The sequence below is a fragment of the Cupriavidus laharis genome (assembly GCF_914271435.1).
Lineage (GTDB): Bacteria > Pseudomonadota > Gammaproteobacteria > Burkholderiales > Burkholderiaceae > Cupriavidus > Cupriavidus laharis.
In genome coordinates this window covers 61,615-86,075 of the sequence record NZ_CAJZAI010000006.1, presented here as the reverse complement: position 1 = coordinate 86,075, position 24,461 = coordinate 61,615, and the positions used below count along the sequence as shown (strand labels likewise).

Annotated in this window: 25 protein-coding genes; 11 read left to right on the top strand and 14 right to left on the bottom strand. The window is 66.6% G+C overall.

The genetic code is table 11. The features are described 5' to 3' along the window. Positions 1–30: 30 nt before the first annotated feature. Both LDO29_RS14135 and hutG read left to right on the top strand, forming a co-directional pair. Positions 31–1,329 carry an MFS transporter gene (locus LDO29_RS14135; protein WP_224080416.1) on the top strand — a complete coding sequence of 433 codons (1,299 nt, stop codon included), beginning with the start codon at positions 31–33 and terminating at the stop codon, positions 1,327–1,329. Then, positions 1,326–2,282, top strand: coding sequence for a formimidoylglutamase (hutG, locus tag LDO29_RS14130; RefSeq protein WP_224080415.1), 957 nt, complete (start codon positions 1,326–1,328; stop codon positions 2,280–2,282). The genes LDO29_RS14135 and hutG overlap by 4 nt, the downstream gene beginning before the upstream one ends. Before the next feature lie 86 nt (positions 2,283–2,368). Here the strand turns inward: hutG and LDO29_RS14125 are convergent, their stop codons facing one another. Continuing rightward, entirely contained in the window at positions 2,369–2,554 is a 186-nt protein-coding gene (locus LDO29_RS14125; RefSeq protein ID WP_224080414.1) for a hypothetical protein, read from the bottom strand. 328 nt (positions 2,555–2,882) lie between these two features. Between LDO29_RS14125 and LDO29_RS14120 the strand changes: the two genes are divergently transcribed. Beyond that, a complete protein-coding gene (locus tag LDO29_RS14120) occupies positions 2,883–4,376 on the top strand; it encodes a DEAD/DEAH box helicase (RefSeq protein WP_224080413.1) in 1,494 nt (497 codons plus the stop codon). A 30-nt stretch (positions 4,377–4,406) separates the two neighbouring features. Here the strand turns inward: LDO29_RS14120 and gluQRS are convergent, their stop codons facing one another. Beyond that, entirely contained in the window at positions 4,407–5,312 is a 906-nt protein-coding gene (gluQRS, locus tag LDO29_RS14115) for a tRNA glutamyl-Q(34) synthetase GluQRS (RefSeq protein WP_224080412.1), read from the bottom strand. A gap of 21 nt (positions 5,313–5,333) precedes the next feature. Beyond that, positions 5,334–6,257, bottom strand: coding sequence for a LysR family transcriptional regulator (locus tag LDO29_RS14110; RefSeq protein WP_224080411.1), 924 nt, complete (start codon positions 6,255–6,257; stop codon positions 5,334–5,336). A 150-nt stretch (positions 6,258–6,407) separates the two neighbouring features. Here LDO29_RS14110 and LDO29_RS14105 point away from each other — a divergent pair, with 150 nt between their 5' ends. After that, complete coding sequence (locus tag LDO29_RS14105; RefSeq protein ID WP_224080410.1) at positions 6,408–7,106, top strand: pirin family protein; 699 nt, start codon at positions 6,408–6,410, stop codon at positions 7,104–7,106. A 244-nt stretch (positions 7,107–7,350) separates the two neighbouring features. Continuing rightward, positions 7,351–8,346, top strand: coding sequence for a CobD/CbiB family protein (locus LDO29_RS14100; protein ID WP_224080409.1), 996 nt, complete (start codon positions 7,351–7,353; stop codon positions 8,344–8,346). Between the two features lie 14 nt (positions 8,347–8,360). Here the strand turns inward: LDO29_RS14100 and LDO29_RS14095 are convergent, their stop codons facing one another. Genes LDO29_RS14095 through LDO29_RS14085 form a run of 3 tightly spaced genes read right to left on the bottom strand, consistent with a single transcriptional unit; the run spans position 8,361 to position 10,924 of the window. Further along, a complete protein-coding gene (locus tag LDO29_RS14095) occupies positions 8,361–8,666 on the bottom strand; it encodes a putative signal transducing protein (protein WP_224080408.1) in 306 nt (101 codons plus the stop codon). Between the two features lie 42 nt (positions 8,667–8,708). Then, positions 8,709–9,680, bottom strand: coding sequence for a ribosome small subunit-dependent GTPase A (gene rsgA, locus LDO29_RS14090; protein ID WP_224080407.1), 972 nt, complete (start codon positions 9,678–9,680; stop codon positions 8,709–8,711). After that, complete coding sequence (locus LDO29_RS14085; protein ID WP_224080406.1) at positions 9,677–10,924, bottom strand: M48 family metallopeptidase; 1,248 nt, start codon at positions 10,922–10,924, stop codon at positions 9,677–9,679. The genes rsgA and LDO29_RS14085 overlap by 4 nt, the downstream gene beginning before the upstream one ends. Between LDO29_RS14085 and LDO29_RS14080 the strand changes: the two genes are divergently transcribed. The 3 genes from LDO29_RS14080 to LDO29_RS14070 all read left to right on the top strand — a co-directional run bounded on the left by LDO29_RS14080 (position 10,911) and on the right by LDO29_RS14070 (position 12,720). Continuing rightward, positions 10,911–11,156: a hypothetical protein gene (locus tag LDO29_RS14080; protein ID WP_224080405.1), complete on the top strand. Its 246-nt coding sequence runs from the start codon at positions 10,911–10,913 to the stop codon at positions 11,154–11,156. The genes LDO29_RS14085 and LDO29_RS14080 overlap by 14 nt on opposite strands. Further along, positions 11,119–11,751 carry an oligoribonuclease gene (gene orn, locus LDO29_RS14075; RefSeq protein ID WP_224080404.1) on the top strand — a complete coding sequence of 211 codons (633 nt, stop codon included), beginning with the start codon at positions 11,119–11,121 and terminating at the stop codon, positions 11,749–11,751. Before LDO29_RS14080 ends, orn begins: the two co-directional genes overlap by 38 nt. 87 nt (positions 11,752–11,838) lie before the next feature. Next, entirely contained in the window at positions 11,839–12,720 is an 882-nt protein-coding gene (locus LDO29_RS14070) for an AEC family transporter (protein WP_224080403.1), read from the top strand. Between the two features lie 19 nt (positions 12,721–12,739). On the opposite strand, the gene mog is transcribed toward LDO29_RS14070, so the two are convergent. Beyond that, the gene (mog, locus tag LDO29_RS14065) at positions 12,740–13,378 is read right to left on the bottom strand and encodes a molybdopterin adenylyltransferase (RefSeq protein ID WP_224080402.1); all 639 of its coding nucleotides are present in this window, start codon (positions 13,376–13,378) and stop codon (positions 12,740–12,742) included. Further along, positions 13,375–13,977, bottom strand: a complete 603-nt coding sequence (gene yjgA / locus LDO29_RS14060) for a ribosome biogenesis factor YjgA (protein WP_290369573.1) — start codon at positions 13,975–13,977, stop codon at positions 13,375–13,377. The genes mog and yjgA overlap by 4 nt, the downstream gene beginning before the upstream one ends. 60 nt (positions 13,978–14,037) lie before the next feature. Here yjgA and pmbA point away from each other — a divergent pair, with 60 nt between their 5' ends. After that, a complete protein-coding gene (gene pmbA, locus LDO29_RS14055; protein ID WP_224080620.1) occupies positions 14,038–15,405 on the top strand; it encodes a metalloprotease PmbA in 1,368 nt (455 codons plus the stop codon). A 151-nt stretch (positions 15,406–15,556) separates the two neighbouring features. Here pmbA and LDO29_RS14050 read toward each other — a convergent pair whose 3' ends face one another. The 5 genes from LDO29_RS14050 to LDO29_RS14030 form a co-directional block, all read right to left on the bottom strand. Continuing rightward, positions 15,557–15,817 (bottom strand): hypothetical protein, encoded by a 261-nt coding sequence (locus LDO29_RS14050; RefSeq protein WP_224078473.1) that lies wholly within the window; start codon positions 15,815–15,817, stop codon positions 15,557–15,559. Positions 15,818–15,858: 41 nt separating this feature from the next. Then, a complete protein-coding gene (locus LDO29_RS14045; RefSeq protein ID WP_224080400.1) occupies positions 15,859–16,119 on the bottom strand; it encodes a hypothetical protein in 261 nt (86 codons plus the stop codon). Between the two features lie 1,081 nt (positions 16,120–17,200). Beyond that, positions 17,201–17,701 carry a dihydrofolate reductase gene (locus LDO29_RS14040; protein ID WP_224080399.1) on the bottom strand — a complete coding sequence of 167 codons (501 nt, stop codon included), beginning with the start codon at positions 17,699–17,701 and terminating at the stop codon, positions 17,201–17,203. After that, positions 17,698–18,492, bottom strand: a complete 795-nt coding sequence (locus LDO29_RS14035) for a thymidylate synthase (RefSeq protein ID WP_224080398.1) — start codon at positions 18,490–18,492, stop codon at positions 17,698–17,700. The genes LDO29_RS14040 and LDO29_RS14035 overlap by 4 nt, the downstream gene beginning before the upstream one ends. Before the next feature lie 133 nt (positions 18,493–18,625). Then, on the bottom strand, positions 18,626–19,339 hold the full coding sequence (locus LDO29_RS14030; RefSeq protein ID WP_224080397.1) for a TerC family protein: 714 nt from the start codon (positions 19,337–19,339) through the stop codon (positions 18,626–18,628). 528 nt (positions 19,340–19,867) lie between these two features. Here LDO29_RS14030 and egtD point away from each other — a divergent pair. Continuing rightward, positions 19,868–20,977, top strand: coding sequence for an L-histidine N(alpha)-methyltransferase (gene egtD, locus LDO29_RS14025; RefSeq protein WP_224080396.1), 1,110 nt, complete (start codon positions 19,868–19,870; stop codon positions 20,975–20,977). Between the two features lie 86 nt (positions 20,978–21,063). Further along, the gene (locus tag LDO29_RS14020; RefSeq protein WP_224080395.1) at positions 21,064–22,320 is read left to right on the top strand and encodes an SUMF1/EgtB/PvdO family nonheme iron enzyme; all 1,257 of its coding nucleotides are present in this window, start codon (positions 21,064–21,066) and stop codon (positions 22,318–22,320) included. A 101-nt stretch (positions 22,321–22,421) separates the two neighbouring features. On the opposite strand, the gene LDO29_RS14015 is transcribed toward LDO29_RS14020, so the two are convergent. Beyond that, a complete protein-coding gene (locus LDO29_RS14015; RefSeq protein WP_224080394.1) occupies positions 22,422–24,308 on the bottom strand; it encodes a DEAD/DEAH box helicase in 1,887 nt (628 codons plus the stop codon). Positions 24,309–24,461: the final 153 nt, after the last annotated feature.

Genomic DNA, 24,461 nt, shown 5'->3' with positions numbered 1-24,461 from the left:
GCCGCTGCCATCCCATTCACGGAGACACCCATGTCCATCGACACCACCGCCGGCGTGGCGGTCGCGGCGCCGCAGCCGCAGCTGTCACGCGCGCGCGCCATTGCCGCGATCACCATCGGCAACGGCCTGGAGTTCTACGATTTCGTGGTCTACAGCTTCTTTGCGACGCTGATCGGCCGGCTGTATTTCCCCGTCGACAACCCGACCGGCCAGTTGCTGATGTCGTTCGCCACCTTCGGCGTCGGCTTCCTGATGCGCCCGCTCGGCGGCCTGCTGATCGGCATGTACGCGGACCGCGCAGGCCGCAAGCCGGCCGTGGCGCTGACGCTGTGGCTGATGGGCCTGAGCTCGCTGATCTTCGTGGTGACGCCGCCGTACGCGCAGATCGGCATTCTTGCGCCGGTGATGGTGGTGGTGGCCCGGCTGGTGCAGGGCTTTGCCATCGGCGGCGAAATGGGCGCGTCCACCGCGCTGCTGCTCGAATATGCGGATGACCGCACGCGCGGCTTCTACACCGCGTGGCAGCCGTTCAGCCAGGGCCTGGCGGCACTGCTGGGCGCGGTGACCGGCCTGGTGCTCAGCAACGTGCTGGCGCCAGCCGAACTGGAAGCATGGGGCTGGCGCCTGGCCTTCCTGATCGGCATTCTCGTCATTCCGGTCGGCCTGGTGATCCGCCGCCGGCTGGAAGAGACCGCCGAGCCCGTGCATCACGGCCAGCACGCCGCGCAATGGCCGCTGCTGCGCCGGCATGCACGCGAGGTGCTCGCCAGCATCCTGCTGATGATTGGCCTGGCCTCGTCGACCTATATCGTCGTCTACTACCTCAGCAACTACGCCGTGAGCGTGCTGAAGATGCCACTGTCGCTGAGCATCTGGGCCGGATGCATTGCGGCGCTGGTGCAGGTGGTGCTGTCGCCGTTCGCCGGCCGGCTGGCCGACCGCATCGGCCGCAAGACGGTGGTGCTGTGGTCGCGCGTGGCCCTGCTGGTGATGGTCTACCCGGCGTTCGTGCTGATCAACGCCGAGCCTTCGCTGGCCCGGTTGCTGGTGGTGGTGGCCTGCCTGTCGGTGCCGATGTCGATGACCGCGCCGGCCTCGATGGTGCTGGTCAGCGAAGTGCTGCCGCTGCGGCTGCGCGCCACTGGCCTGTCGATTGCATACTGCGTGGCGATTGCCATCTTCGGTGGCTTTGCGCAGTACTTCTCGACCCGCCTGATCCAGATCACCGGTGACGCCAATGCCCCGGCGCTCTACGTGATCGGCTGCGGGCTGGTGTCGCTGATCGGTCTCGCGCTGGTGCCCGAGACGCTGGGACGGCGCCTGAAATGAATGCTGCAGTAGTGCGTGACGGCCAGCCCGTGCAAGCCGTCTGGCGCGGGCGCGTCGATCATGACGAAGCCGGCGACACTCGGCGCCTGTTCAATGTAGTGCGCGGGGACGTGCGCCGCGAGCCCGGCGCGCCGGTGCTGATCGGCTTCTGCTGCGATGCCGGCGTGCTGCGCAACCAGGGGCGCCCGGGCGCGGCAGCCGGTCCGCAGGAGATCCGGCGCGCGCTGGCGGGCGTGCCGGCCCACGACGTACAGGCGCTGTACGATGCCGGCGACATCCCTTGTGAAGGCGATCAACTCGAAGCCGCCCAGCAGGCGCTGGGACAGGCGGTCGCCTCGGAGTTGGCGGCGGGCGCCCGTCCGCTGGTGCTGGGCGGCGGCCACGAAGTGGCGTGGGGCACGTGGCAAGGCCTGCGTGCGCACTTGGACGCGCGTGATGACCATGGCCGCGTGCTGGTGATCAACCTTGACGCGCATTTCGACCTGCGAACGAGCCGTCCGGCCAGTTCCGGTACGCCGTTCGACCAGATCGCCGCCGACTGCCGTGAACGCGGCCTGCGCTTCGACTACGCCTGTCTTGGCGTCAGCCGCCTCGGCAATACAGCAGCACTGTTCGCGCGCGCCCGGCAACTGAATGTGCGCTGCGTCGAAGACGTGCTGATGCAGGAGCGCCATCTCGAGGCGCGCCTTGCCGAATTGCAGGGCTGGATCGACGAAGCCGCGCATGTGTACCTGAGCATCGATCTCGATGTATTGCCCGCGGCGGTGATGCCTGCGGTGTCGGCGCCCGCCGCCTATGGCGTGCCACTAACGGTGGTCGAGGCCGTGGTGGAAGTGGTCAAGGCCAGCGGCAAGCTGCGCGTGGCCGACCTGGCCGAGTTCAACCCCGCCTATGATCGCGACGGTTGCGGTGCGCGCGTTGCCGCGCGGCTGGCGTACCGGCTGCTCAGCTGACCGGTAGCGGAGGAGGGGGCAGGCAACTTGCCTCCGGGCAGACCCTGTCGCGCCGGGCCGATGCGCCTCTGAGCGTGCCAGAATTGTCAGGCAACTGTCGGCAGGCTGTGCTGTGCAAACGGCCACGCCGGCAGCTGCGGGCCGGAGCTGTCTGGCTGGCCAGCGGGGCAGCCGGACGGCACGGCCGGGCCCGGCCCGCCCGGCAGTCCCAGGAAAACGGTGGAAGTCTGCAGGAAGCGGTTACGCGCCTGGCGAAGGAAGTCCAGATCCATGTCGATGCTCTTGTCGTATTCTGCGGTGGGCCGGCTGCCATCGCCGGCGGATTGGCGAGCATGATCGCAGCGCCATGTGACACGTTGTTGAAATTCGTGATGCCCATACTGGTTCGCGAAATCTGCTGCGCACGCAGTGCCGCGTTGCCCACCTGTTCAGTGCGGCGGCAGAGGTGCTAAAATGTAAGTCTTTGATTCGCTTGGGCAAATGCCGTTGACGGCATAGCCGCGCCAGGATCCACCCCGGATCCGGCCTCCAGCAAGGCGAGATGAGTTCCAGACGCGTATCCGTTTGTGCCGGGTTCGCCTCCCGCCACACCCCGATACCATGACGACTACGACCCTACCTGACCAGAACGCAGCCGAGCAGACGTTCGAGAGCTTTGGCCTGGACGCGCGCATCCTGCGCGCCCTGTCCGAGCAAGGCTATACCAAGCCGACGCCGATCCAGGCGCAGGCCATCCCCGTGGTACTGCTCGGCAAGGACGTGATGGGCGCGGCCCAGACCGGCACCGGCAAGACTGCCGGCTTTGCGCTGCCGATCATCCAGCGCCTGCTGCCCATGGCCAACGCGAGTGCCTCGCCGGCACGCCACCCCGTGCGTGCGCTGATGCTCACGCCCACGCGCGAGCTGGCCGACCAGGTCTATGACAACGTCGCGCGCTACGCCAAGCACACCGACCTGCGCAGCACCGTGGTGTTCGGCGGCGTGGACATGAACCCGCAGACCGACGCCCTGCGCCGCGGCGTGGAAATCCTGGTGGCCACGCCGGGCCGCCTGCTGGACCACGTGCAGCAGAAGTCGGTGAACCTGTCGCAGGTGCAGATGCTGGTGCTGGACGAAGCCGACCGCATGCTCGACATGGGCTTCCTGCCCGACCTGCAGCGCATCATCAACCTGCTGCCGGCGCAGCGGCAGACGCTGCTGTTCTCGGCGACGTTCTCGCCCGAGATCAAGCGCCTGGCCGCGAGCTACCTGAAGCAGCCGGTCACCATCGAAGTGGCACGCAGCAACTCTACCAACGAGAACGTGCGCCAGATGGTGTACCAGGTGGAAGACGGCCAGAAGCAGACCGCCGTGGTGCACCTGCTGCGCCAGCGCGCCGCGCAGGGCCTGTCGCGCCAGTGCATCGTGTTCGTCAACAGCAAGATCGGCTGCTCGCGCCTGGCGCGCCATCTGGAGCGCGAGGGCATCAACGCCGCAGCGATCCACGGCGACAAGACCCAGACCGAGCGCATGCAGACGCTGGAAGGCTTCAAGAACGGCACCATCGACGCGCTGGTGGCCACCGACGTGGCGGCACGCGGCCTGGATATTGCCGACATGCCGTGCGTGATCAACTTCGACCTGCCGTTCAGTGCCGAAGACTATGTGCACCGCATTGGCCGTACTGGCCGCGCCGGTGCCAGCGGCGACGCGCTGTCGATCTTCGTGCCGGGCGACGAGCGCCTGCTGGCCGATATCGAGAAACTGATCAAGCGCAGCGTCCCGCGCGGCACGCTGGAAGGTTTCGATCCCACCGGCGAAAAGGCCCGCCAGGAAGAGTCCGACCGCCGCCGCCAGCGCGCGGACGTGCGCCGTGCGCGCGGCAATGGTGATGGCGAAGGAGATGACCGCCGTCGCCGCCATGATCACGGCGGTGGCCGCACCGCGTTCCGGCCGTCGGATGACCCGTTCTTCTCGCGTCCTTACGAGCCGAGCCCGAACAGCGCCCCGGCCAAGCCTGCCGAGGAGATGATTGCGGCGGCGCTGTCGCGTGGCCGCCAGGCGCCCAAGCGCCCCGTCGCCGCCCTGCTGGGTGGCGCGCCGCGCAAGTCCTGATCCGCTTTGCCGCGAGGCCGGCGCTGCCCGTCAGTGCCCGGCCACGGCTGGCAGCGTCGCCAGGCGCTGCAGCCAGTCCGCGGTGGCTCGTTCGAGCCAATCCTCCACGTCCTTCCCCTCATTCCGCAGCCCGAGATGCTCGCCGGCCACGCGCAGGGCGTCGAGCGGTGCGCTCGTGTCGATGGCCTGCGCGCCGCTCTGCTTGCTCAGCTTTTCCCCGACAGCGTTGACCACCACGGGCACATGCAGGTAGGCGGGCGTCGGCAGGCCGAGCAGATGCTGCAGGTGAATCTGGCGCGGCGTGGAGTCGAGCAGGTCGGCGCCGCGCACAATATGTGTGATGCCCTGCAGGCCGTCGTCAACCACCACCGCCAACTGGTAGGCCCATAGCCCGTCGGCGCGGCGCAGCACGAAGTCGCCCACCTCGGTTTCCAGGTCCTGGCATTGCCGCCTCTGCCAGCGGTCGTCGAAGCAGATGGTGGCCGCCGGGCCGTCCGGCACGCGCACGCGCCAGGCGCGCGGCAGCTTGCCGTTGAGCCCGTTGCGGCAGGTGCCCGGATAGCCCAGCGTCTGGTGCCGTTCGCGCACATGCAGCAACGAATCTGCGATCTCCTTGCGCGAGCAGCCGCACGGGTAGAGCTGCCCGGCGGCATCCAGGCGGTGCAGCGCGTCGGCGTACAGCGCCTCGCGACGGCTCTGCCAGACCGGCGGCTCGTCCGGCACCAGGCCCAGCCGTTCCAGCGTTTGCAGGATGTCGGTGTCGGCGCCGCGCATGCAGCGCGGATAGTCGATGTCCTCGATCCGTACCAGCCACCGGCCGCCATGCGCGCGCGCGTCCAGCCAGCTGGCCAGCGCGGTCACCAGCGAACCCATGTGCAGCGGGCCGGTGGGCGAGGGGGCGAAGCGGCCGCGATAGCCGCTGGCGGGTACTGCCATGCGCGTATCTCCGCCTCAGCTTCAGCCGCCCTGATCGGGTTGCTGCTGCAGCAGCGCCTGCGCCAGCCGCGGGTCTTCGAGCTTGCCGGCCCACCATTGCAGCGCCTTGCCGCGGTTGCTGGTGCGCCAGGCCACCTTGAAGTTGCCGGGCGCGCGCACCTCGATGGTCTCGCGCGCCTGCAATACACCGCTTTCGATGTGCGGCTGCGCCATCGGCGCCGGCAGCCAGCCGCAGCCGAGGCCGCGGATCTGTGCCTCGAGCTTGTCGCGCATGGTCGGCACGACCAGCACGTCCTGTCCGGCCAGCACGCCGTGCGTACGCGCCGGCAGGTTGCGCGAGGTGTCGCCCACGGCCACGATCCGGTGCCTGGCGATCTGGATCGTTGTCAGCGGCCCTTCCTCGGTCGCGAGCGGATGGTGCGCGGCCACGGCAAACACGAAGGGCATGCTGCCCAGTGGCCGGATCTGGAAGCCCTGCGTGCTGGGGGCGTCATAGGCGCCGCCGATCACCAGGTCGGCGCGGTTGCTGACCAGCGCATCCCAGGCACCGCCGAGCACTTCCTTGGCAAAGCGCAGCCGCGTGGCCGTGTTCTCGGCGTAGAAGTCCTGGATGACGGGCAGCAGCGCGCGGAAATTGATCAGGTCATCGACCACGATGGTCAGCGTGGCTTCCCAGCCAGTGGCCAGCCGCTTGACGCGGCGCGCCAGGTCATCCGCCGCGTGCAGCAGGTGACGACCTTCGTCCAGCAGTGCGCGCCCGGCCGGCGTCAGTTCGGCGCGGTGGCGGCGGCGGTCGAACAGCAGCACGTCCAGGTCTTCTTCAAGCTTGCGCACCACGTAGGTCAGCGCGGAGGGCACCTTGCCCATCTCGTGGGCGGCGGCGGCAAAGCTGCCTTTGCGCTCGATGGCGTCCAGGACTTCGAGGGATTCGAGGGAGAGTGGCATATTCAGAAATTCTGAACGATTGCTTCTAAGGCGATGCCGTCCAATATACGCCACCAGGCTTAAACTTCCTAGCATCGTAAGCAAACGCCATACCCTGCAGCGCCATGCAGCAAGGAACGGCAAGCCAGGGCCACAAGGAGGGCCATCAAAATGATTGAAATCAGAAGGTCTGAAGAGCGCGGCTACGCGGATCATGGCTGGCTGAGGTCGTATCACTCGTTCTCCTTCGCCGACTACTACGATCCACAGCACATCCAGTTCGGCCCGCTGCGCGTGATCAATGAGGACCGCGTCGCGCCGGGCATGGGCTTTGGCACCCACGGCCATCGTGACATGGAGATCATCAGCTATGTGCTGGAAGGCGAGCTGGCGCACAAGGACAGCATGGGCAACGGCAGCGTGATCCGCCCGGGTGACGTGCAGCGCATGAGTGCCGGCACCGGCGTGCGGCATTCGGAGTACAACCATGCCGCCCACGACACCACGCACTTCCTGCAGATCTGGATCATGCCGAACCAGACCGGCATCGAGCCGGGCTACGAGGAAAAGCGCTTCGACGCGGCGGACAAGCGCGGCCAGCTGCGCCTTGTTGCCAGTGCCGATGGCGCCGACGGCTCAGTGCTCGTGCACCAGGACGTTCGCCTCTATGCGGGTTTGTTCGACGGTGATGAGTCCGCCACGCTGGCGCTGGCGCCCGGACGCCGCGCGTACGTGTATGTGGCGCGTGGCAGGGTCGTCGTCAACGGCCAGCCGCTCGAGGCCGGTGATGCGGCCAAGCTGGAGTCCGAGGATGCCGTGGCGCTGACGCAGGGCGAAGGCGCCGAAGTGCTGGTGTTCGACCTGCCCTGACCGAAGGGCCTCGCCGGCGCGGCGCATGCAGTCGCCGCGTCGTCACTCTCGTCGTCACCCCATGACAGCCCGCCGGCCTGCGCCGGCGGGCTGTCCGTCTTTTGCGGCGGTACGGTCGTCGGGCATGTACCGCTGTGCTATCTTCTCGCTATGCATTTGCGACCGGCCCGGCACATCGCCGGCAGGTTGCCGCCCCCCTTGTTATCCGGCCTGGCTGACACCGGGCCCGTCACCCAGTACCGAGATGACCTTCGTATCCGTTCTCCTGGCGCTGATCGCAGAGCAGTTCCGCGCCCTGGGTCGCAACAACCCGATCCATGAGATCGTGCGCGCGCTCGGCGACCGTGCCGAGCACGCGTTCGACACCGGCCGCCCGCGCGATGCGGCGCTGGCCTGGCTCACCGTGGTGTTGCCGCTCACGCTTGCCGTGATGGTCGTGCACTACCTGCTGGCTTCGATCAGCATCGCGCTTACGCTCGCGTGGAATGTGCTGGTGCTGTACATGACGCTGGGCTTCCGCCAGTTCAGCCACTATTTCACCGACATCCACGAGGCGCTGAACCGCGATGACCTGCTCGCGGCACGCGCGCTGCTGCACGAATGGACCGGCATCGACACCATCGAGATGCCGGTGACGGAAATCGTGCGCCACACGCTCGAAGCCGCGATCGTGGCCGTGCACCGCCATGTGTTCGGCGTGTTCTTCTGGTTCCTGGTGCCGATCGGGCCGGGCGGGGTGGTCCTGTACCGCACCGCCGAATTCCTGAGCCGCCAGTGGAACCTGCCGTCGACCGAGCGCAGCCCGGCGCTGGGACGCTTCGCCGCGCGCGCGTTCTACTTGCTCGACTGGGTGCCGTCGCGGCTGACAGCGATCGGGTTCGCCATCGTCGGCAACTTCGAGGATGCGGTCTACGCGTGGCGCAACCACGCCCGCAAGTGGAACGATGCGGTCAACGGCATCCTGCTGGCAAGCGGTGGCGGGGCGCTGGGCGTGCGGCTCGGGACGCCGCTGCCCGAAGACGACTCCAGCGTGGTGCTGCGCACCAGCATGGCGGCAGGCCCGGCCATCGACTACGCGCCGGGCATGGAAGACGACAATGGCCCCGAGCCCGCGGCGCCGGAGTTCGGCGCCGAGCCTGGCATCCGCACGCTGCAATCGGCGGTGGGGCTGGTCTGGCGCGCCGTTGTGCTCTGGATGCTGCTGCTGGCGATGCTGTCGCTGGCGCTGTGGGTGGGCTGATCGGCGGGGCTGATCTAATCGCGGGACCTGCCGCAGCGCCAGCAGGCGCCGAACTGCGGCTCATGCCATTCGTGGCAGTGGCGGCACTGCCAGAGTGGTCCCGGCGGCGGTTCGGCCGCTGCCTTCAGCGCGGCCCAGGCCTGCGCCTCCATGTGGTCATCGAGAATCCAGACCTGCGGCGCGCTTTCGCGGAACGGGATTTCGCCGATCGCGCCTGAGAGCCACGTATTGCGCAGTTCGGCGCGGATGCCAGCAGCCCGCAGCACGTTCCGGCAATGCGCGGCATGGACGAGCGAGGTGGCGGACAGCAGCAGTTTCATCGGCAGCGCACCGGCAATCCAGGTGCAGCCACCTTACCACGGCTACCAGGGCTTTTGCTGGCTGGATTCGTGCAGGAGCTGCGCGTAGAGATCGTGGCGGCGCCCGGCGATGCCACCGTTCTCCACGGCGGCCAGTACGCCGCAGCCCGGCTCGTTGATGTGGTGGCAGTTGTAGAAGCGGCATTCGGTCAGCAGCGGCCGGAACTCGGGGAACGCGCGCTCCAGCATGCCTTCGCTCAGGTGGTGCAGGCCGAATTCCTGGAAACCCGGCGAATCGATCAGGTAGCCCTGGCGGCCGTCCACATTGCCCCACTCGAACGGCAGGTGGTACAGCCGCGTGAAGGTGGTGGTGTGCTTGCCGGAGTCGAGCTTGGCCGAGATCTCGCGCGTCTGTGCCTCCACGCCCGGTATCAGCAGGTTGAGCAGCGACGACTTGCCCATGCCCGACTGGCCGATCAGGATGCTGGCAAGCCCTGCCAGGCGCGGCTGCAGCGCGGCCAACGCATGGGCCGGGTCGCCGTGGACCGACAGCTCGACCGTGTCGTAGCCCAGGTTCCGGTACAGCGCGAGCCGGCGACGGGCCTCGTCGAGGCGGTCGGGCAGGTCGGTCTTGTTGAGCAGGATCAGTGGCCGGATCTCCATGGCCTCGGCCGAGACCAGCGCGCGCCCGAGCAGGTCCTCGGAAAAGCCGGGCTCCGTCGCCAGCACGATGATGACCTGGTCGATATTGGCGGCCAGCAGCTTGGACTTGAACTGGTCCGAGCGGTACAGCAGGTTCTTGCGCGGGCTGACAGAGGTGATCACGCACTGGTCGACCGCGGTGCGTTCCACGCGGACATGGTCGCCCACCGCGGTGTCGCTCTTCTTGCCGCGCGGGAACGCATGCATGTGCGTGCCATCTGCCAGTTCCACCACATAGTGGCGGCCATGCGCGGCAATGACCAGGGCGCCTTCGGCGGCGTTGCCAGTGCCGGGGTTGCCGCCGGCAGTGCGGTGTCGGCTGGTGCGGCTCATGCGTGCGCCAGCAGCCGGTCGATCCGCTGCGCGGCGGGCGGGTGCGAGTAGTAGAAGGCGCTGTAGAGCGGGTCGGGCGTCAGCGTGGAGGCGTTGTCCTTGTACAGCTTGACCAGCGCCGAGACCAGGTGGCTCGCGTTGGTCTGGTCGGCCGCAAAGGCATCGGCCTCGAATTCATGGCGGCGCGACGACTGGCTGGACAGCGGCCCCAGCAGGAACGTGAAGACCGGCAGCGTGAGGAAGAACAGCACCAGCGCCAGCGCGCTGTTGGAGACGCCCAGGTTCGGCACCACGCCCAGCCCCGTGTAGAACCACGTACGCGTCGACAGCCAGCCGAGCAGCGCCAGGAAGACCAGGCTCAGCGCGAACGTCACGGCGATACGCTTGGCCACGTGGCGGCGCTTGAAGTGGCCGAGTTCGTGGGCCAGCACGGCCTCGATCTCGTCGCCCGACAGGCGCGCGAGCAGCGTGTCGAAGAACACGATGCGCTTGGCCGCGCCAAAGCCGGTGAAGTAGGCATTGCCGTGCGCGCTGCGCTTGCTGCCGTCCATGACGAACAGGCCTTTGCTGGCAAAGCCGCATTTCTTCATCAGTGCCTCGATGCGCTGGCGCAGCGACTCATCGTTGAGCGGCTCGAACTTGTTGAACAGCGGCGCGATGAAGGTGGGGAACACCACGAGCAGCAGCAGGTTGAAGGCCATCCACACCAGCCAGGTCCAGACCCACCACAGGCTGCCGGTGCGGTCCATCAGCCACAGCACCGCCAGCAGGAGCGGCAGCCCCAGCACGCAGGCGACCAGCAGCATCTTGACCATGTCGGCAAGCCACAGGCCCAGCGTCATCTTGTTGAAGCCGAAGCGCTCCTCGATGCCGAACTGGCCATACAGCGAGAAGGGCAGGTCCACCAGCCCGCCGATCAGCGCCACGCTCGCGATCAGCGCCACGCCGTAGGCGTAGCCAGGGCCGAACATGTCGAGCCAGAACTGGTTCAGCCACTGCAGCCCGCCGAGCATGGTGAAGCCGATCAGCACCGCGGCGCCGGCCAGCACCTCGAGCATCGACAGGCGCGTGCGGGCGATGGTGTAGTCGGCCGCCTTCTGGTGTGACGACAGCGCGATGGTGTCGGCAAAGCGCGGCGGCACGGCGTTGCGGTGCAGGCCTACATAGCGGACCTGGCGGGCGGCCAGCCACAGCTTGGTCAGCACCATGACCATCAGCGCGGCGAGGAATATGAAAGTGAACATCGGCAAGAGCCTTGTCGGCGAAGGCAGTGGCGGCCACATGTGGCCGACGCTGCGCAGGTTCTCCGCATGGACGCCGCAGGTGCGCTGCGGCGGACACGACGGACGGATATGCGAGAATTATAAATTGTTCGCGCGCGCGGGCCTTCCGCAGCGCTTTTCCCCACAGTCAGACACCGCAGTCCATAGTTCTCCAGATGACAAGCCAATCCGCCACCAAATCCGTCAAGAGTGAAAACAACCTGGTCTGGTTGGACATGGAAATGACCGGTCTGTCCCCGGAAAACGACCGCATCATCGAGGTGGCGGTCGTGGTGACCGATTCCGAACTCAACATCCTGACCGAGGGTCCCGTGCTGGTGATCCACCAGTCCGACGCCGTGCTCGACGGCATGGACAACTGGAACAAGGGCACCCACGGCCGCTCGGGCCTGATCGACAAGGTCAAGGCCTCCACGCTGACCGAAGAGCAGGCCGAGGCCGAGCTGCTGGCCTTCCTCAAGCGCTGGGTGCCGGCCGGCAAGTCGCCGATGTGCGGCAACTCGATCTGCCAGGACCGCCGTTTCATGGCGCGCTACATGCCCAAGCTGGAATCGTTCTTCCACTACCGCAACCTTGACGTGTCGACGCTCAAGGAGCTGTGCAAGCGCTGGGAGCCGGCCATCCACAAGGGCTTCGTCAAGCGCCAGCTGCACACGGCGCTGGCCGACATCCTCGAATCGGTCGAGGAACTGCGCTACTACCGCACGCACTTCATCCGCCACACACCTGCAGCGCCGGCCGCGGCCGAAGCACCCACTGCCCCTGCCGGCGACAGCACCGCGCAATAAACAACAAGAACCGGCGGACCCGCCCGCAGCCGGTCACGCCGTCCGCCTGCGACGCGCAGGCTGCCCGACCTCTGTCCCGTACGCTTCATGTTCGTCCGCATCGTTTCCATCATCACGCCGGTCATCCTGATCATCCTGGTGGGCTGGCTGTACGGGCGCAAGGCTCAACCGGACATGGCGGGCATCAACCGCGCCACGCTGGACGTGATCGCGCCGCTGCTGGTGGTGTCGGCTTTTGTCAGCAAGGACTTCGTGCTGGCCGACCAGCTCGTGCTGCTGGCCTGCGCGATTGCCGTGGTGCTGGGCTCGGGCGTGCTGGCGTGGATCGCGGCGCGCGCGCTGCGCGTCGATCCGCGCACCTTCGTGCCGCCGATGATGTTCAACAACTGCGGCAACATGGGGCTGCCGCTGTCGGTCTTCGCCTTCGGGCCGGCCGGCCTGGCTCCCGCGGTGGCGCTGTTCGCCGCGTCCAACCTGATGCATTTCACGATCGGCATGAAGATCGTCAACCGCCATGCCTCGATCGCGCAGATCGCGCGCAACCCGATGGTGCTGGCCACGGTGGCCGGGGTCGGGCTGTCGCTGGCAAAGCCGTGGTTCGCGTTGCCGGAGCCGGTCTACCAGTCCATCAAGCTGCTGGGCGATGCCACCGTGCCGCTGATGCTGTTCGCACTTGGCGTGCGCATGAAGGACGTGAGCCTGCGCAACTGGGGCATGGGAGTAGTGGGCGCGGCGGCTTGCCCGCTCACGGGCATTGCCGTGGCGCTGCCGCTCGCGCACTGGGTGCCGTTGACCGAGCTGCAGCGCGGGCTGCTGTTCGTCTTTGCCGCGCTGCCGCCGGCCGTGCTGAATTTCCTGGTGGCCGATCACTTCCGGCAGGAGCCGGACCAGGTGGCGTCGATCGTGCTGCTGGGCAACATCGCCGCCGTGCTGTTCATCCCGGTGGGGCTCTTCCTGGGGCTGCGCTGAGCCCCGGTTTTGCTGCCGCTCAGGCGGCGGGCTTGCTGCGGACCGCGTGCTTGGGCCGCCAGGCCTTGACCACGCTCTCGTCGGTCTCGATGTACGGGCCGCCGATCAGGTCGATGCAATAGGGCACTGCAGCAAAGATCCCCTGGACGACCGGCTTGCCGGTATCGTCGCGCAGGCCTTCCAGCGTTTCGCGGATCGCGCGCGGCTGGCCGGGCAGGTTGATGATCAGCGCGGCGCGGCTCGGCGTTTCGCGGATCACCGCCACCTGGCGCGACAGGATCGCCGTCGGCACGAAATGCAGGCTGACCTGGCGCATCTGCTCGCCGAAGCCCGGCATCTCCTTGGTACCCACCGCCAGCGTGGCTTCGGGCGTGACATCGCGGCGCGCCGGGCCGGTGCCGCCGGTGGTCAGGACCAGGTCGCAACCGGCCACGTCCACCAGTTCGATCAGCGTGTGCGAGATCAGCGCCAGCTCATCCGGGATCAACCTGTCGACACCCTGCCATGGCGAGGTCAGCGTGCGGCCGAACCATTCGCGCAGCGCCGGGATGCCTTCGTCCTGATAGGTGCCGGCCGAAGCGCGGTCGGAAATGGAGACGAAACCCACCACCAGTTCGTCGGGGTGGGTGCGGGCGATCGGTTGCGTGGTCTGCGTCATGCCTCGGGCTCCGGGGTCGGGGATTGTTCGCCGGCCGCGTTGTCCTTCTCCTCCAGCGCGGTCTTGATGGCCTGGAACAGCTCGCGGAAGTAGCGCGGCGGCTTGGCCAGCTCCTTTTCCTTGCGGGCGCTGCGGATGATGTTGCGCAGCGTCTGCACGTCGATGCCGGGGTGCTCGGCCAGGAAGCGGGTCAGCGCGTCGTCGTCGGCCAGCAGCAGTTCGCGCCAGCGCTCGATCAGGTGCAGGCGCGCGGTCTCGGCCTTGCTGGTGCCCTTGAAGCCTTCGAGCGCGCGGCGGATGGCGTCAACCTCGTCGTCTTCCAGGCCGCGCATGACCTTGCCCACGAACTGCATCTGGCGGCGCTTGCCTTCATGGCTGGTGGTGCGCCGCGCCTCGTGGATGGCGTCGGCCAGCGCCTCGGGCATCGGCACGCGGGCGAGGCGGTCCTTGGGCAGGGCTTCGAGCTCGGCGCCAAGGTCCTGCAGGGCGGTCATGTCACGCTTCTTCTGTGACTTGCTCTTGGGCTCGTCCATGTCGGGTTCCGGCGCAAACGCGCCAGGAAAGCGGGAGCCGGGGGAATTACGGGAATTTCGCGTCATGGGCGGCATTTTATCTTGCTATGATTCCCGCTTGGACTTTTGATGACACCACCGCCCAGCATGGACTCCATCGCCGAACAGACCGCGCATTTCACCTATACCCAGGCCCAGCTCAGCGAGATGGCCGCCGATGTGCTGCGTGTGGCACGCGAGCTCGGTGCGACCGATGCGGCGACCGAGATCTCGGAGGGTAGCGGCCTGTCGGTGTCGGTGCGCAAGGGGCAGGTGGAAACCATCGAGCAGAACCGCGACAAGGTGGTCGGCGTGACGGTCCTGATCGGCAAGCGCCGCGGCAACGCCAGCACCTCGGACTTCTCGCCGGCCGCGCTGCGCGCCACGGCCGAGGCGGCCTACAACATCGCCCGCTTCACGGCCGAAGACGACTGCGCAGGCCTGGCAGAGGAAGAACTGCTCGAGCGCGACCCGCGCGACCTGGACCTGTTCCATCCGTGGACGATCGATGCCGAGGGTGCCATCGATATCGCGTGCCGCGCCGAAGCGGCCGCATTCGCGGTGTCGCCGCGTATCAAGAACAGCGATGGCGCGAGCGTGTCGGCGCAGCATTCGCAATTCGTGCTGGCCACCACGCGCGGTTTCATGGGTGGCTATCCGTACTCGCGCCACTTCATTTCCTGCGCGCCGATTGCCGGCACCGGCAGCGGCATGCAGCGCGACGACTGGTACTCGTCCAAGCGATCGCCGCTGGCACTGGCCGCGCCCGAAGACATCGGCCGCTATGCCGCCGAGCGCGCGCTGGCCCGCCTGAACGCGCGCAAGCTGTCCACGCGCCGCTGCCCCGTGCTGTTCGAGGCACCGCTGGCCGCCGGCCTGCTCGGCGCCTTCGTGCAGGCGGTTTCGGGTGGTGCCCTGTATCGCAAGTCAACCTTCCTGCATGACTCGCTGGGCAAGGCGGTGTTCGCCCCGCATATCCAGATCCATGAGCGGCCGCACGTACCGGGCGCAATGGGCAGCGCGCCGTTCGATGAAGAGGGGGTGCGCACGCGCGAGCGCGACGTGGTGCGCGACGGCGTGGTGGAAGGCTACTTCCTGTCGACCTACTCGGCGCGCAAGCTCGGCATGCAGACCACAGGCAACGCCGGCGGCTCGCACAACCTGACGCTCACCAGCAGCCTGGCAGTTGCCGGCGACGATTTCCGCGCCATGCTGAAGAAGCTGGGCACCGGCCTGCTGGTGACGGAACTGATGGGGCAGGGCGTCAACTACGTGACCGGCGACTATTCGCGCGGCGCGTCGGGCTACTGGGTCGAGAACGGCGAGATCCAGTATCCGGTCGAAGAGATCACCATTGCCGGCAACATGGCCGAGATGTTCCGCCAGATCGTTGCCATCGGCGCGGACTCGCTGGTGCGCGGCACCAAGGAGACCGGTTCGATCCTGATCGAGCAGATGACGATTGCTGGCAACTGACGGCACGCTCGCCGTCCAGAACGAAAAAAAGCCGCCCGAAGATCGGGCGGTTTTTTTTGCGCCCGGCGTACGGCTGCCGGGCCGGCATGGGACGGATAGCGCGAACTGGCGCCGGCTTCTCCGTCCCTTTCCTCCGTTCCTGCCGCGCGGCTCAGTGCTGCAGGGCCGCGACGACGCCCCCCACATTGTTGATCGTATTCATCACGGTCTTCATGTCGACATTGGTGCGGGTCGACGCATCGGCCTGCGTGACCGGCGCGAAGATGGTGTTCGGGCTGGCGAACGAGACACCTGCGCCATTGGCAATGGCGTTGACGCCGGAGTTCACGAAGACGCTGCCGCCGCGGACGGCGCCCATCTTGGCATGGTCGAGGTCTTGTTCGAGCGGCAGGTTTTGGATGGTCAAGGACATGATGGTCTCCTGGGTAGGCTGAATGAATGGAATGGTCTGGATTAGTGCTGCAGCGCCTGGACGATGCCGCCGACGTTGTTGAGCATGTTGTTGACGGTCTTCACGTCAACATTGGTGCGGGTCGACGCATCCACCTGCGTGACCGGGGCCACGATGGTGTTGGGGCTGGCGAACGAGACGCCCGCGCCGCCGGTGATGGCATTGATGCCGGAATTCACGAAGACGCTGCCGCCGCGCACGGCGCTCATCTTGGCGTGATCGAGGTCTTGTTCGACGGGCAGGTTCTGGATGGTCAGGGACATGATGGACTCCTGGGGTTTGCTGGCTTGGTTGGGTGGTAGAGCACGTTTGCTGCGCTCGCAGGGATATACGCATAGGGTGTGCCAAGGTTGGTCCAAACCGTTGCCCTGCGGCTTAACTCCGTGAAATAAAAGGTGAAATCTGATTTTCTGCGGGCCATAGGCCCTGGCCGGATGGCAAGGCTGTGTTCGATGGCAGCCAACATCTTTCGGGCACCTGTTTGCGCATCGGCGACACATCGGTACTCACCCGGTCCGGACCTTTAAAAAGGACGCTGACGCCCGGTGATGGACCAAAAAAGGTTCTTCATCGAATTGGGGGGCTGTGGGGAGGATTTGGGATGTCGCTCTTGGCAGGCGTGGCTGTTTCGCCGGCGTAGCCGGCGACCTACTTTTCCCCGAGCGGTAAAAGTAGGCAAAAGCGCGTTTTCGTGGTGGACGAACGGCTCGATGAGGTGAAGACGGTCCAGTGGCATAACCAGACTGCCTGCCGCGTAGATGATTAGGATGGGACAGGGCGTACGAGCGAACCCGGATTACGGAGTGGACCCTTCTAACAGCGATATCGCAGGGACGCCTGCGGCTGCGCTGCGCGCACTCAGCAGTCTGGGTTTCTGGGCCACTGCCCGAACCAAGGGGTAGTGACGAAGCCCTTGGCGCATGTGCCATGCGCGACGTAAAGAAAAAAATGAAGAAGAGTGAAGCGTCAGCGCCAGCGACGTTGATATCAGTCGCTCTGCCGACTAGGGCGCCGCGCGCAGCGCAGCCGAAGGCGTTCCCGCGATACCGGTAGCAGCAGGGGCCACGGACAGTTTCGGGGCTCGTTCAATCAGCGCTTGAAAGCCTACCCACGGCCGCGCACCACGCGGCAGGCAGCCAGAAACACTCTGAAGCCCGTACCCGTACAACACCCTCGGCACACTACGATCAATATTCGCCCGTTAGGGCAAGTAAACGCGTTTCTTGGTCACTTCTTGTCGCTCGGACAAGAAGTGACTCGCCGGCTACGCCGGCGAAACAGCGGCGCTCGCCAAGCACGCCAACCCAATCGCACCTGCTTTCATGGTTGCCTTGTCAGTGGCTCCTACTCTTCACCCGAAGCCGGCCGGTCATAGGTCACGAACGCATAGTCGAAGCCATTGGCTTCCGAGTGATGCGTTTCGCGCGATGTTTCGATCCACTGTGTGCGGTCGATCGCGGGAAAGAACGCATCGCCTTCGATATCGGCATCGATCTCCGTCACCACGAGCCGGTCCGCGCTGGGCATCGCTTCGGCATAGAGCTGGGCACCGCCAATCAGGAATACCTGTTCCACACCCACGCACAGCAATTGCGCTTCTTCGAGCGAGGCGGCCACTTCCGCGCCTTCCAGCTTCAGTGCTGCATTGCGGCTCACCACGATATTGCGCCGCCCCGGCAGCGGACGGCTGATCGAATCCCAGGTCTTGCGGCCCATGATGATCGGCGCGCCCATGGTGGTGCGCTTGAAGTGCGCTAGGTCTTCCGGCAGGCGCCACGGCAGCGCATTGTTGCGGCCGATGGTGCCGTTGCGGGCGCGAGCGACGACGAGAGTCAGCAGCGTCATACGGCCACCGGCGCCTTGATGGCGGGATGCGACTGGTAGCCGACCAGCTCGAAGTCTTCGTAGCGGTAGTCGAAGATGCTGTCCGGCTTGCGCACGATCTTCAGCGCCGGCAGCGGCAGCGGCTCACGCGAAAGCTGCGTCTGCACCTGTTCGTAGTGGTTGCTGTAGATATGGCAGTCGCCGCCGGTCCAGATGAAGTCGCCCACGTCCAGCCCGGTCTGCTGCGCGATCATGTGCGTGAGCAGGGCGTAGCTCGCGATGTTGAACGGCACGCCCAGGAAGATGTCGGCGCTGCGCTGGTAGAGCTGGCAGGACAGCCGGCCGTCGGCCACGTAGAACTGGAAGAACGCGTGGCACGGCGGCAGCTTCATGCGCGGGATGTCGGCCACGTTCCAGGCCGAGACGATCAGGCGGCGCGAATCCGGATTGGCGCGGATCTGGTTCAGCAGGTCGGTGATCTGGTCGATGTGGCGGCCGTCCGGCGTCGGCCACGATCGCCACTGGGAGCCGTAGACCGGGCCCAGTTCTCCGTTCTCGTCGGCCCACTCGTCCCAGATCGAGACACCGTTTTCCTGCAGCCAGCGCACGTTGGTCGAGCCCTGCAGGAACCACAGCAGTTCCAGGATGATCGACTTCAGGTGCAGCTTCTTGGTGGTGACCACCGGGAAGCCTTCGCGCAGGTCGAAGCGCATCTGGTAGCCGAACACCGAGCGCGTGCCGGTGCCGGTGCGGTCGGCCTTTTCGGTGCCATGCTCGGACACATGGCGCATGAAGTCGAGATACTGTTTCATCGGCGCGGGGCGGGATGGGAAGTGACGCGGGCGCGGGCCCGCAAACCTGGCATTCTAAAGCAAGAAGGGCCACCCCTTCGGGCGGCCCTTCCGGCAGGTGGCCAGGGCGGCTGCCCTGGCGTGGCGGCAAGCCTCAGTGGCTGCCGGCCGGTTGCTGTTGCTGGTGTTGCTCGCGGCGCTTCTGCACCAGGTAGCCGGCGCCCAGCACGCCGCCGACGATCAGCACGTACAGGCCCCAGTTGATCACCGGGTTGGCTTCGAAGAACGCCTTGATGAGCGGCTCATGCACGATCATCTTCACCGCCGTGAAGGCCAGCACGCCGGCGCCGATGTAGATGATCGCCGGGAAGCGGGACATCAGCTTGAGTACCAGGCTCGAGCCCCACACCACGATGGGGATGCTGATCAGCAGGCCCAGCACCACCAGGAGGAAGCTGCCGTGCGCGGCGCCGGCCACGGCCAGCACGTTGTCGATGCCCATCACGGCATCGGCGATGACGATGGTCTTCATGGCGCCGAACAGCGTGGTGGCGGCGGCACCGTGCCCGTCGCCGTCGCCTTCCTCGGACAGCAGCTTGTAGGCGATCCACACCAGCGCCAGGCCGCCGATCAGCATCAGGCCCGGAATCTTGAGCAGCCAGACCACGCCGATCGTCATGGCCGAGCGCACCACCACGGCACCGATGGTGCCCCAGACGATGGCTTTCTTCTGCAGGTGCGGCGGCAGGTTGCGCGCCGCCAGGGCGATCACGATGGCATTGTCGCCGGCCAGCACCAGGTCAATGACAACGATGGACAACAGCGCCGTCAGGAACTGCATCGTGAACAGATCGGTAAACCACTCCATGAACTCTCCTCAAGTCGAATAGCCGCAAACGTGCGTTTGGTTCGCCTGGAGTCATGGAGTGAAACGGGGGACCGGAGGTCGCCTTTGCAAACCATGATTCCAGGTTGCAAAGGTCTTGCTCGACGTCTGGTGCGGTCTGCGCACCAGTGTCAGCACAACCGGAGACGTCCGTCTCGGAATGACGATTGTGCTAAGGGCATGGCCCCGGAGCTACTCCCCTTTGAAGGGACGCGGACCAGAGTGCGTCCACGCTGGGCGGGATTATAAACGAATTGTTGTGCCGTGGCGGCATTGGGGAAGATACGGAGATGAGCCGCCTGTGTCGTATGCCCCAGAGGACGCCGCACTCCCATTGTGCATTGCAGCAAGCGCAATCGCCGTGTGGCGCCTATCCTTGAAGATCGGCTTTCGGTCGATGCGTCCCGGACAGCACAGCGGCGCATCCCGGATCCGGCGCGCCCACACATGCAGGGGCGCGTCCGCCTTGGGGGAATAAGAAGTGGATCCATAACCACACAAGGAAACGACATGCCGGCTGTCCCGACCCCGCTCAACCGTTCCCGCTCCGCCAACCCATCCGGCTTCGGCCATCGCAACGGAAACAACGCAAACGAAGCCAACGACGCGCACGACGGCCATCCCTCGCTGGTGAGCGTGGCCAATGGCCATGCGCCCAGGGCCGTACTGCCGCAGCCGGAGTTCATCCAGCAGTACCACGAAGACAGCCGCGCCCTGCGCGAGCAGGTACTGGCCGGTCTGCGCCAGACCGATGCGAGCATCAGCCCGAAGTTCTTCTACGATGTGCTGGGCTCGCGCCTGTTCGAAGCGATCACCGACCTGCCCGAGTACTACCCGACGCGCACCGAGGCGGCGATCTTTGCCAGTGCCGCGCCCGCCATTGCCGCGCGCGCGGGCAGCGGCTGCGTGCTGATCGACCTGGGCGCGGGCAACTGCGAGAAGGCCGCGCGGCTGTTCGGCAGCCTGCAGCCGGCCCAGTATGTGGCGCTGGACATCTCGGTGGAGTTCCTGCGCGGCACGCTGTCGTGCCTGCAGCAGCAGAACCCGGACATTCCCATGCTCGGGCTCGGTGCGGACTTGTGCGGCAGCTTCGACCTGCCGCGCAGCGTCAGGCGAAGCAGGCGGTTGTTCTTCTATCCGGGCTCGAGCATCGGCAATTTCTCGCCCATGGACGCGCTCGCGCTACTGCAGCGGCTGCGTGGCGCGGCCGGGCGTGGCGACGGAGTACTGATCGGCGTGGACCTGCTCAAGGACGAAGCCACGCTGGTCGCCGCCTATGACGACCCGCTGGGCGTCACCGCGGCGTTCAACCGTAACGTGCTGCGCAACGTGAACCGCATCGTCGCGACGGATTTCGATGTCGACGACTGGAGCCATGTCGCGAGCTTCGATCGCCAGGCCTCGCGGATCCAGATGCACCTGCAGGCGCGCCGGCAGGTCAGGGTGCGCTGGGACGGCGGCGAGCGCAGGTTCGGCGAAGGCGAGCGCATCCATACCGAGGATTCCTACAAATACCGGCCTGGCGATTTCACCATGCTGCTCGAAGCTGCCGGCTTCGACGACCCGGTGTACTGGACCGACCCGCTGGGCTGGTTCGCGGTGTTTCACGCGCGCGCCTGAAGCGTCTCCCCGCCCGGTGTCATAATGGCCGCTGCCATGGCGGGCGGCGGCCCGTCTTCGTCGTTCCCCGAACGGATGTCTTCCCGATGAGCGGCTTCACCATGCTTCCCGATCTCTACTTCGGTGGCGGCCACGCTGGCTGGTCCGACGCCCGCCGCCTGCCGCGCGAAGGGCTGGCCCAGGCGCTGGTCGATGCGCGCAGCCGCACCCTGGCCTGGCTGGCCGCATTCGGGCAGACCCGCAAGGGCTGGGACGTGCCGCGGCAGTACGACGCGAATCCGCCGCTATGGACGCTTGGGCATATCGCCTGGCATGCCGAGTGGTGGTGCCTGCGCGGCGTACGCCAGCTCGACCGTGGCGGCGTGCCGGTGCCCGTGGCCGGCGAGCCGTCGCGGCTGGATGGCGCAGACGAGTGGTTCGACCCGGAGCGTATCGGCCCGGACGAGCGTTGGGAAATCGTTCTGCCCGACGTGGCCGTGGTCAAGCAATACGCTTCCGATGTGCTCGATGGCCTGCTGCGCCGTCTGGCCCTGTTGCCTGACGATGGCGACCTCACGCTCTATCCCTTCCGCCGTGCGCTGTTCCTGGAGGACGCGCAGGCGGAAAATCTCGCAGCCTTGCTGCAGGCGCTCGGCCTGGCACCCGCCGCGCCGGTTGCGCCCGGACCTGGCGTGCCGGTCGGGCATGCCGGCACGCTGCATTTCCCCGGTGGCCGCTTCACGCAAGGCTGGTCGGATCCGGACGGCTATGCGCAGCCGGACGAACTGCCGCCGCAGCCCACCTATGTGCCGGCATTCGAAATCGACGCCGCGCTGGTCAGCAACGCGCAGTTCCTGGAGTTTGTCGGAGACGGCGGCTATGAACACCCGGCCTGGTGGTCGGCCGCGGGCCGGCAGTGGTTGATGACGCAGGAGCGCTCCGCACCGCGCTACTGGTCGCGGCACCCGGAATCGCGCAACTGGATGGTGGAGCGCTTTGGCACGCTGCGCACGCTCAACCCCGACGAGGCTGTGAGGCATGTCACGCTGTATGAAGCGCAGGCCTGGTGCGCGTGGGCAGGGCGGCGCCTGCCGATGGAAGCCGAATGGGAGCTTGCCGCCTTGCAGAATCGTGGCCTGCAATGGGGCACATTGCGCGAGTGGACCGCTTCTCCATACGAGCCGTATGCGGGGTTTGCAGCGTCGCCATCGGATGGCGAGCTGGTGGCACGATTCGGGACGCACCAGGCGGTGCGAGGCACGACGTTTGTCAGTGCTTCGCGCCAGCGACATGTGCGGGCGCGGTTGGCGTTGCTGCCGGAGGAGGATTTTGTGTTGGTGGGGTTTCGGACGTGTGGGATTTAGGGGGGGGCGTTGTCACCCATCCCTCCAATCACTCAAAAAAAAAGAGCACCCCCCAGGGTGCCCTCCATCACAACACCAGCGCGCGCAGCGCCACCATTGCCTTACCGCTCGTAACGCGAACGGCTATTGCCATTGCCATTGCGCTGGCCACCGAAACCACCTTCACGGTTGCCGAAGCTACGGCCGCCATCACGGCCGCCGCGGTCACCGAAGCTGCGGCTTTCGCCGCCGAACTTGCGATCCCCGAAGCTGCGGTCGCCAAAGCTGCGCTCGCCACCACGGTAGCCGCCGCTGCCTTCACGGTTGCCAAAGCCACGGTTGTCGTCACCGAAGCTGCGGCCGCCTTCCTGGCCGCCACGATTGCCGAACCCACGGTTTTCGCCACCGAACTTGCGCTCACCAAAGTTGCGATCGCCGCGATCGCTGAAATTGCGCTCGCCACCGCGGTAGCCGCCTTCGCGGTTGCCACGGTTGTCGTCGCCGAAGCTGCGGCCACCTTCCTGGCTGCCACGATTGCCGAAGCCACGGCTTTCGCCGCCGAACTTGCGTTCGCCGAAATTGCGATCACCGAAGCTGCGCTCGCCGCCGCGATAGCCGCCGCCATTGCCACGGCCGCCCGGCTTGCCGCCGAAGTTCGAGCGCGGCTTGGGCGAGCGGCGCGGCTCCAGCCCTTCGATCACCGAGGCGTCGATACGATGGTTGGTGAAGCGCTCGATGCGGCGCCACTGGAACATGTCGCCGTGGTTGACCAGGTTGATGGCGATGCCCGAGCGGCCCGCGCGGCCGGTACGGCCGATACGGTGCACATAGTCCTCTGCCTGCTTGGGCAGGTCGAAGTTCACCACGTGGGTGATGTCGGGCACATCGATGCCGCGCGCGGCTACGTCGGTGGCTACCAGCACGCGCAGGTTGCCACGGCGCAGCGCGGTCAGGGTACGGTTGCGCGCGCCCTGGGTCATGTCGCCGTGCAGTGCGCCGGCGGCGAAGCCGGTGTCAGACAGTCGCTCGGCCAACGAGTCGGCGTCGCGCTTCGTGGCCGTGAACACGATGGCCTGCTTGAGCGAGGCATCGCGCAGCAGGTGGTCGAGCAGGCGCTCCTTGTGCGACATGTCGTCGGTGAAGTGCAGGCGCTGTTCGATATGGCTCTGGTCGGCGCGGGCCGCGGCGATCTCGATGCGCTGCGGATCCTTCAGCTGGCGCGAGGCAAGCTGTGCGATGCGCGCGTCCAGCGTGGCCGAGAACATCAGCGTCTGGCGGCTGGCCGGGGTGGCGTCGACGATCGCGTCGATGTCATCGGCAAAGCCCATGTCCAGCATGCGGTCGGCTTCGTCGAACACCAGCATGTCGAGTGCCGACAGGTCGATGCGGCCGGCCGAGATATGGTCGAGCAGGCGGCCCGGCGTAGCGACCAGGATGTCCGGCATCTTCGCCAGCATGGCGAGCTGCTTGGGGTAGGGCATGCCGCCCAGGATGCTGGCGCAGACGATGCGGCGCAGGTGGCGGCCGTACTTGGCGGCGGCTTCGGTCACCTGCAGCGCCAGTTCGCGCGTCGGCGTCAGCACCAGCAGCGAAGGCTGAGCCGGGGCCGGGCGGGGTCGCTTGCCTTTCATGCGCTTGGCGGGTTCGGTCGGGCGGTTCGTTGCCGGCTTTTCGCTGATGCGCTGGATGGCGGGCAGCATGAAGGCCGCCGTCTTGCCCGAGCCGGTCTGGCTCGATACCAGCAGGTCGCGGCCTGCCAGGAAGGCGGGAATGGCCTGCGCCTGGACGGGCGTCGGGTTGTTGTAGTTCAGTTCGGAGAGTGCGCGCAGGATGGCCGCATCGAGGCCAAGCGTGGCAAAACCGTTCTCCGCTGCGGCGGCGCCAGTCACTTCCTCGGGGCCGTTGAGCATGGCGTCGAGCTTGTCGAGCGGGCTTTGGGCGGCGGAAGTGATCGAAGCGTCGGTAGCGGAGGCAATAGCTTGCTCCGCACGAATGTCGTGCTGGGTCATGTCGTCGTGATAAAAAATGCATGGCACCCCTGTCACGCAAAAGAAATAGGGGTGGGCGCAGTGCAAAGTCTTTAAAAAGGCTTCGGCGCCAATCGGTGAGGCCGTTACGACAGACTCAGCTGACAGTACGGCGGCAGGCAGGGTGTCGGCAGG

Coding starts and splice junctions, on each gene's coding strand:
- LDO29_RS14095 (WP_224080408.1), bottom strand. CDS start 8,666: ATGAAACTGCTGCTGTCCGCCACCTCGCTCGTCCATGCCGCGCATTGC.
- LDO29_RS14050 (WP_224078473.1), bottom strand. CDS start 15,817: ATGTCCTTGACCATCCAAAACCTGCCGCTCGAACAAGACCTCGACCAT.
- LDO29_RS14020 (WP_224080395.1), top strand. CDS start 21,064: ATGAGCGGCTTCACCATGCTTCCCGATCTCTACTTCGGTGGCGGCCAC.
- LDO29_RS14035 (WP_224080398.1), bottom strand. CDS start 18,492: ATGAAACAGTATCTCGACTTCATGCGCCATGTGTCCGAGCATGGCACC.
- LDO29_RS14040 (WP_224080399.1), bottom strand. CDS start 17,701: ATGACGCTGCTGACTCTCGTCGTCGCTCGCGCCCGCAACGGCACCATC.
- LDO29_RS14120 (WP_224080413.1), top strand. CDS start 2,883: ATGACGACTACGACCCTACCTGACCAGAACGCAGCCGAGCAGACGTTC.
- egtD (WP_224080396.1), top strand. CDS start 19,868: ATGCCGGCTGTCCCGACCCCGCTCAACCGTTCCCGCTCCGCCAACCCA.
- LDO29_RS14045 (WP_224080400.1), bottom strand. CDS start 16,119: ATGTCCCTGACCATCCAGAACCTGCCCGTCGAACAAGACCTCGATCAC.
- LDO29_RS14135 (WP_224080416.1), top strand. CDS start 31: ATGTCCATCGACACCACCGCCGGCGTGGCGGTCGCGGCGCCGCAGCCG.
- hutG (WP_224080415.1), top strand. CDS start 1,326: ATGAATGCTGCAGTAGTGCGTGACGGCCAGCCCGTGCAAGCCGTCTGG.
- LDO29_RS14110 (WP_224080411.1), bottom strand. CDS start 6,257: ATGCCACTCTCCCTCGAATCCCTCGAAGTCCTGGACGCCATCGAGCGC.
- LDO29_RS14125 (WP_224080414.1), bottom strand. CDS start 2,554: ATGGATCTGGACTTCCTTCGCCAGGCGCGTAACCGCTTCCTGCAGACT.
- LDO29_RS14015 (WP_224080394.1), bottom strand. CDS start 24,308: ATGACCCAGCACGACATTCGTGCGGAGCAAGCTATTGCCTCCGCTACC.
- LDO29_RS14070 (WP_224080403.1), top strand. CDS start 11,839: ATGTTCGTCCGCATCGTTTCCATCATCACGCCGGTCATCCTGATCATC.
- rsgA (WP_224080407.1), bottom strand. CDS start 9,680: ATGAGCCGCACCAGCCGACACCGCACTGCCGGCGGCAACCCCGGCACT.
- orn (WP_224080404.1), top strand. CDS start 11,119: ATGACAAGCCAATCCGCCACCAAATCCGTCAAGAGTGAAAACAACCTG.
- yjgA (WP_290369573.1), bottom strand. CDS start 13,977: ATGACGCGAAATTCCCGTAATTCCCCCGGCTCCCGCTTTCCTGGCGCG.
- LDO29_RS14030 (WP_224080397.1), bottom strand. CDS start 19,339: ATGGAGTGGTTTACCGATCTGTTCACGATGCAGTTCCTGACGGCGCTG.
- LDO29_RS14100 (WP_224080409.1), top strand. CDS start 7,351: ATGACCTTCGTATCCGTTCTCCTGGCGCTGATCGCAGAGCAGTTCCGC.
- gluQRS (WP_224080412.1), bottom strand. CDS start 5,312: ATGGCAGTACCCGCCAGCGGCTATCGCGGCCGCTTCGCCCCCTCGCCC.
- LDO29_RS14105 (WP_224080410.1), top strand. CDS start 6,408: ATGATTGAAATCAGAAGGTCTGAAGAGCGCGGCTACGCGGATCATGGC.
- mog (WP_224080402.1), bottom strand. CDS start 13,378: ATGACGCAGACCACGCAACCGATCGCCCGCACCCACCCCGACGAACTG.
- pmbA (WP_224080620.1), top strand. CDS start 14,038: ATGGACTCCATCGCCGAACAGACCGCGCATTTCACCTATACCCAGGCC.
- LDO29_RS14085 (WP_224080406.1), bottom strand. CDS start 10,924: ATGTTCACTTTCATATTCCTCGCCGCGCTGATGGTCATGGTGCTGACC.
- LDO29_RS14080 (WP_224080405.1), top strand. CDS start 10,911: ATGAAAGTGAACATCGGCAAGAGCCTTGTCGGCGAAGGCAGTGGCGGC.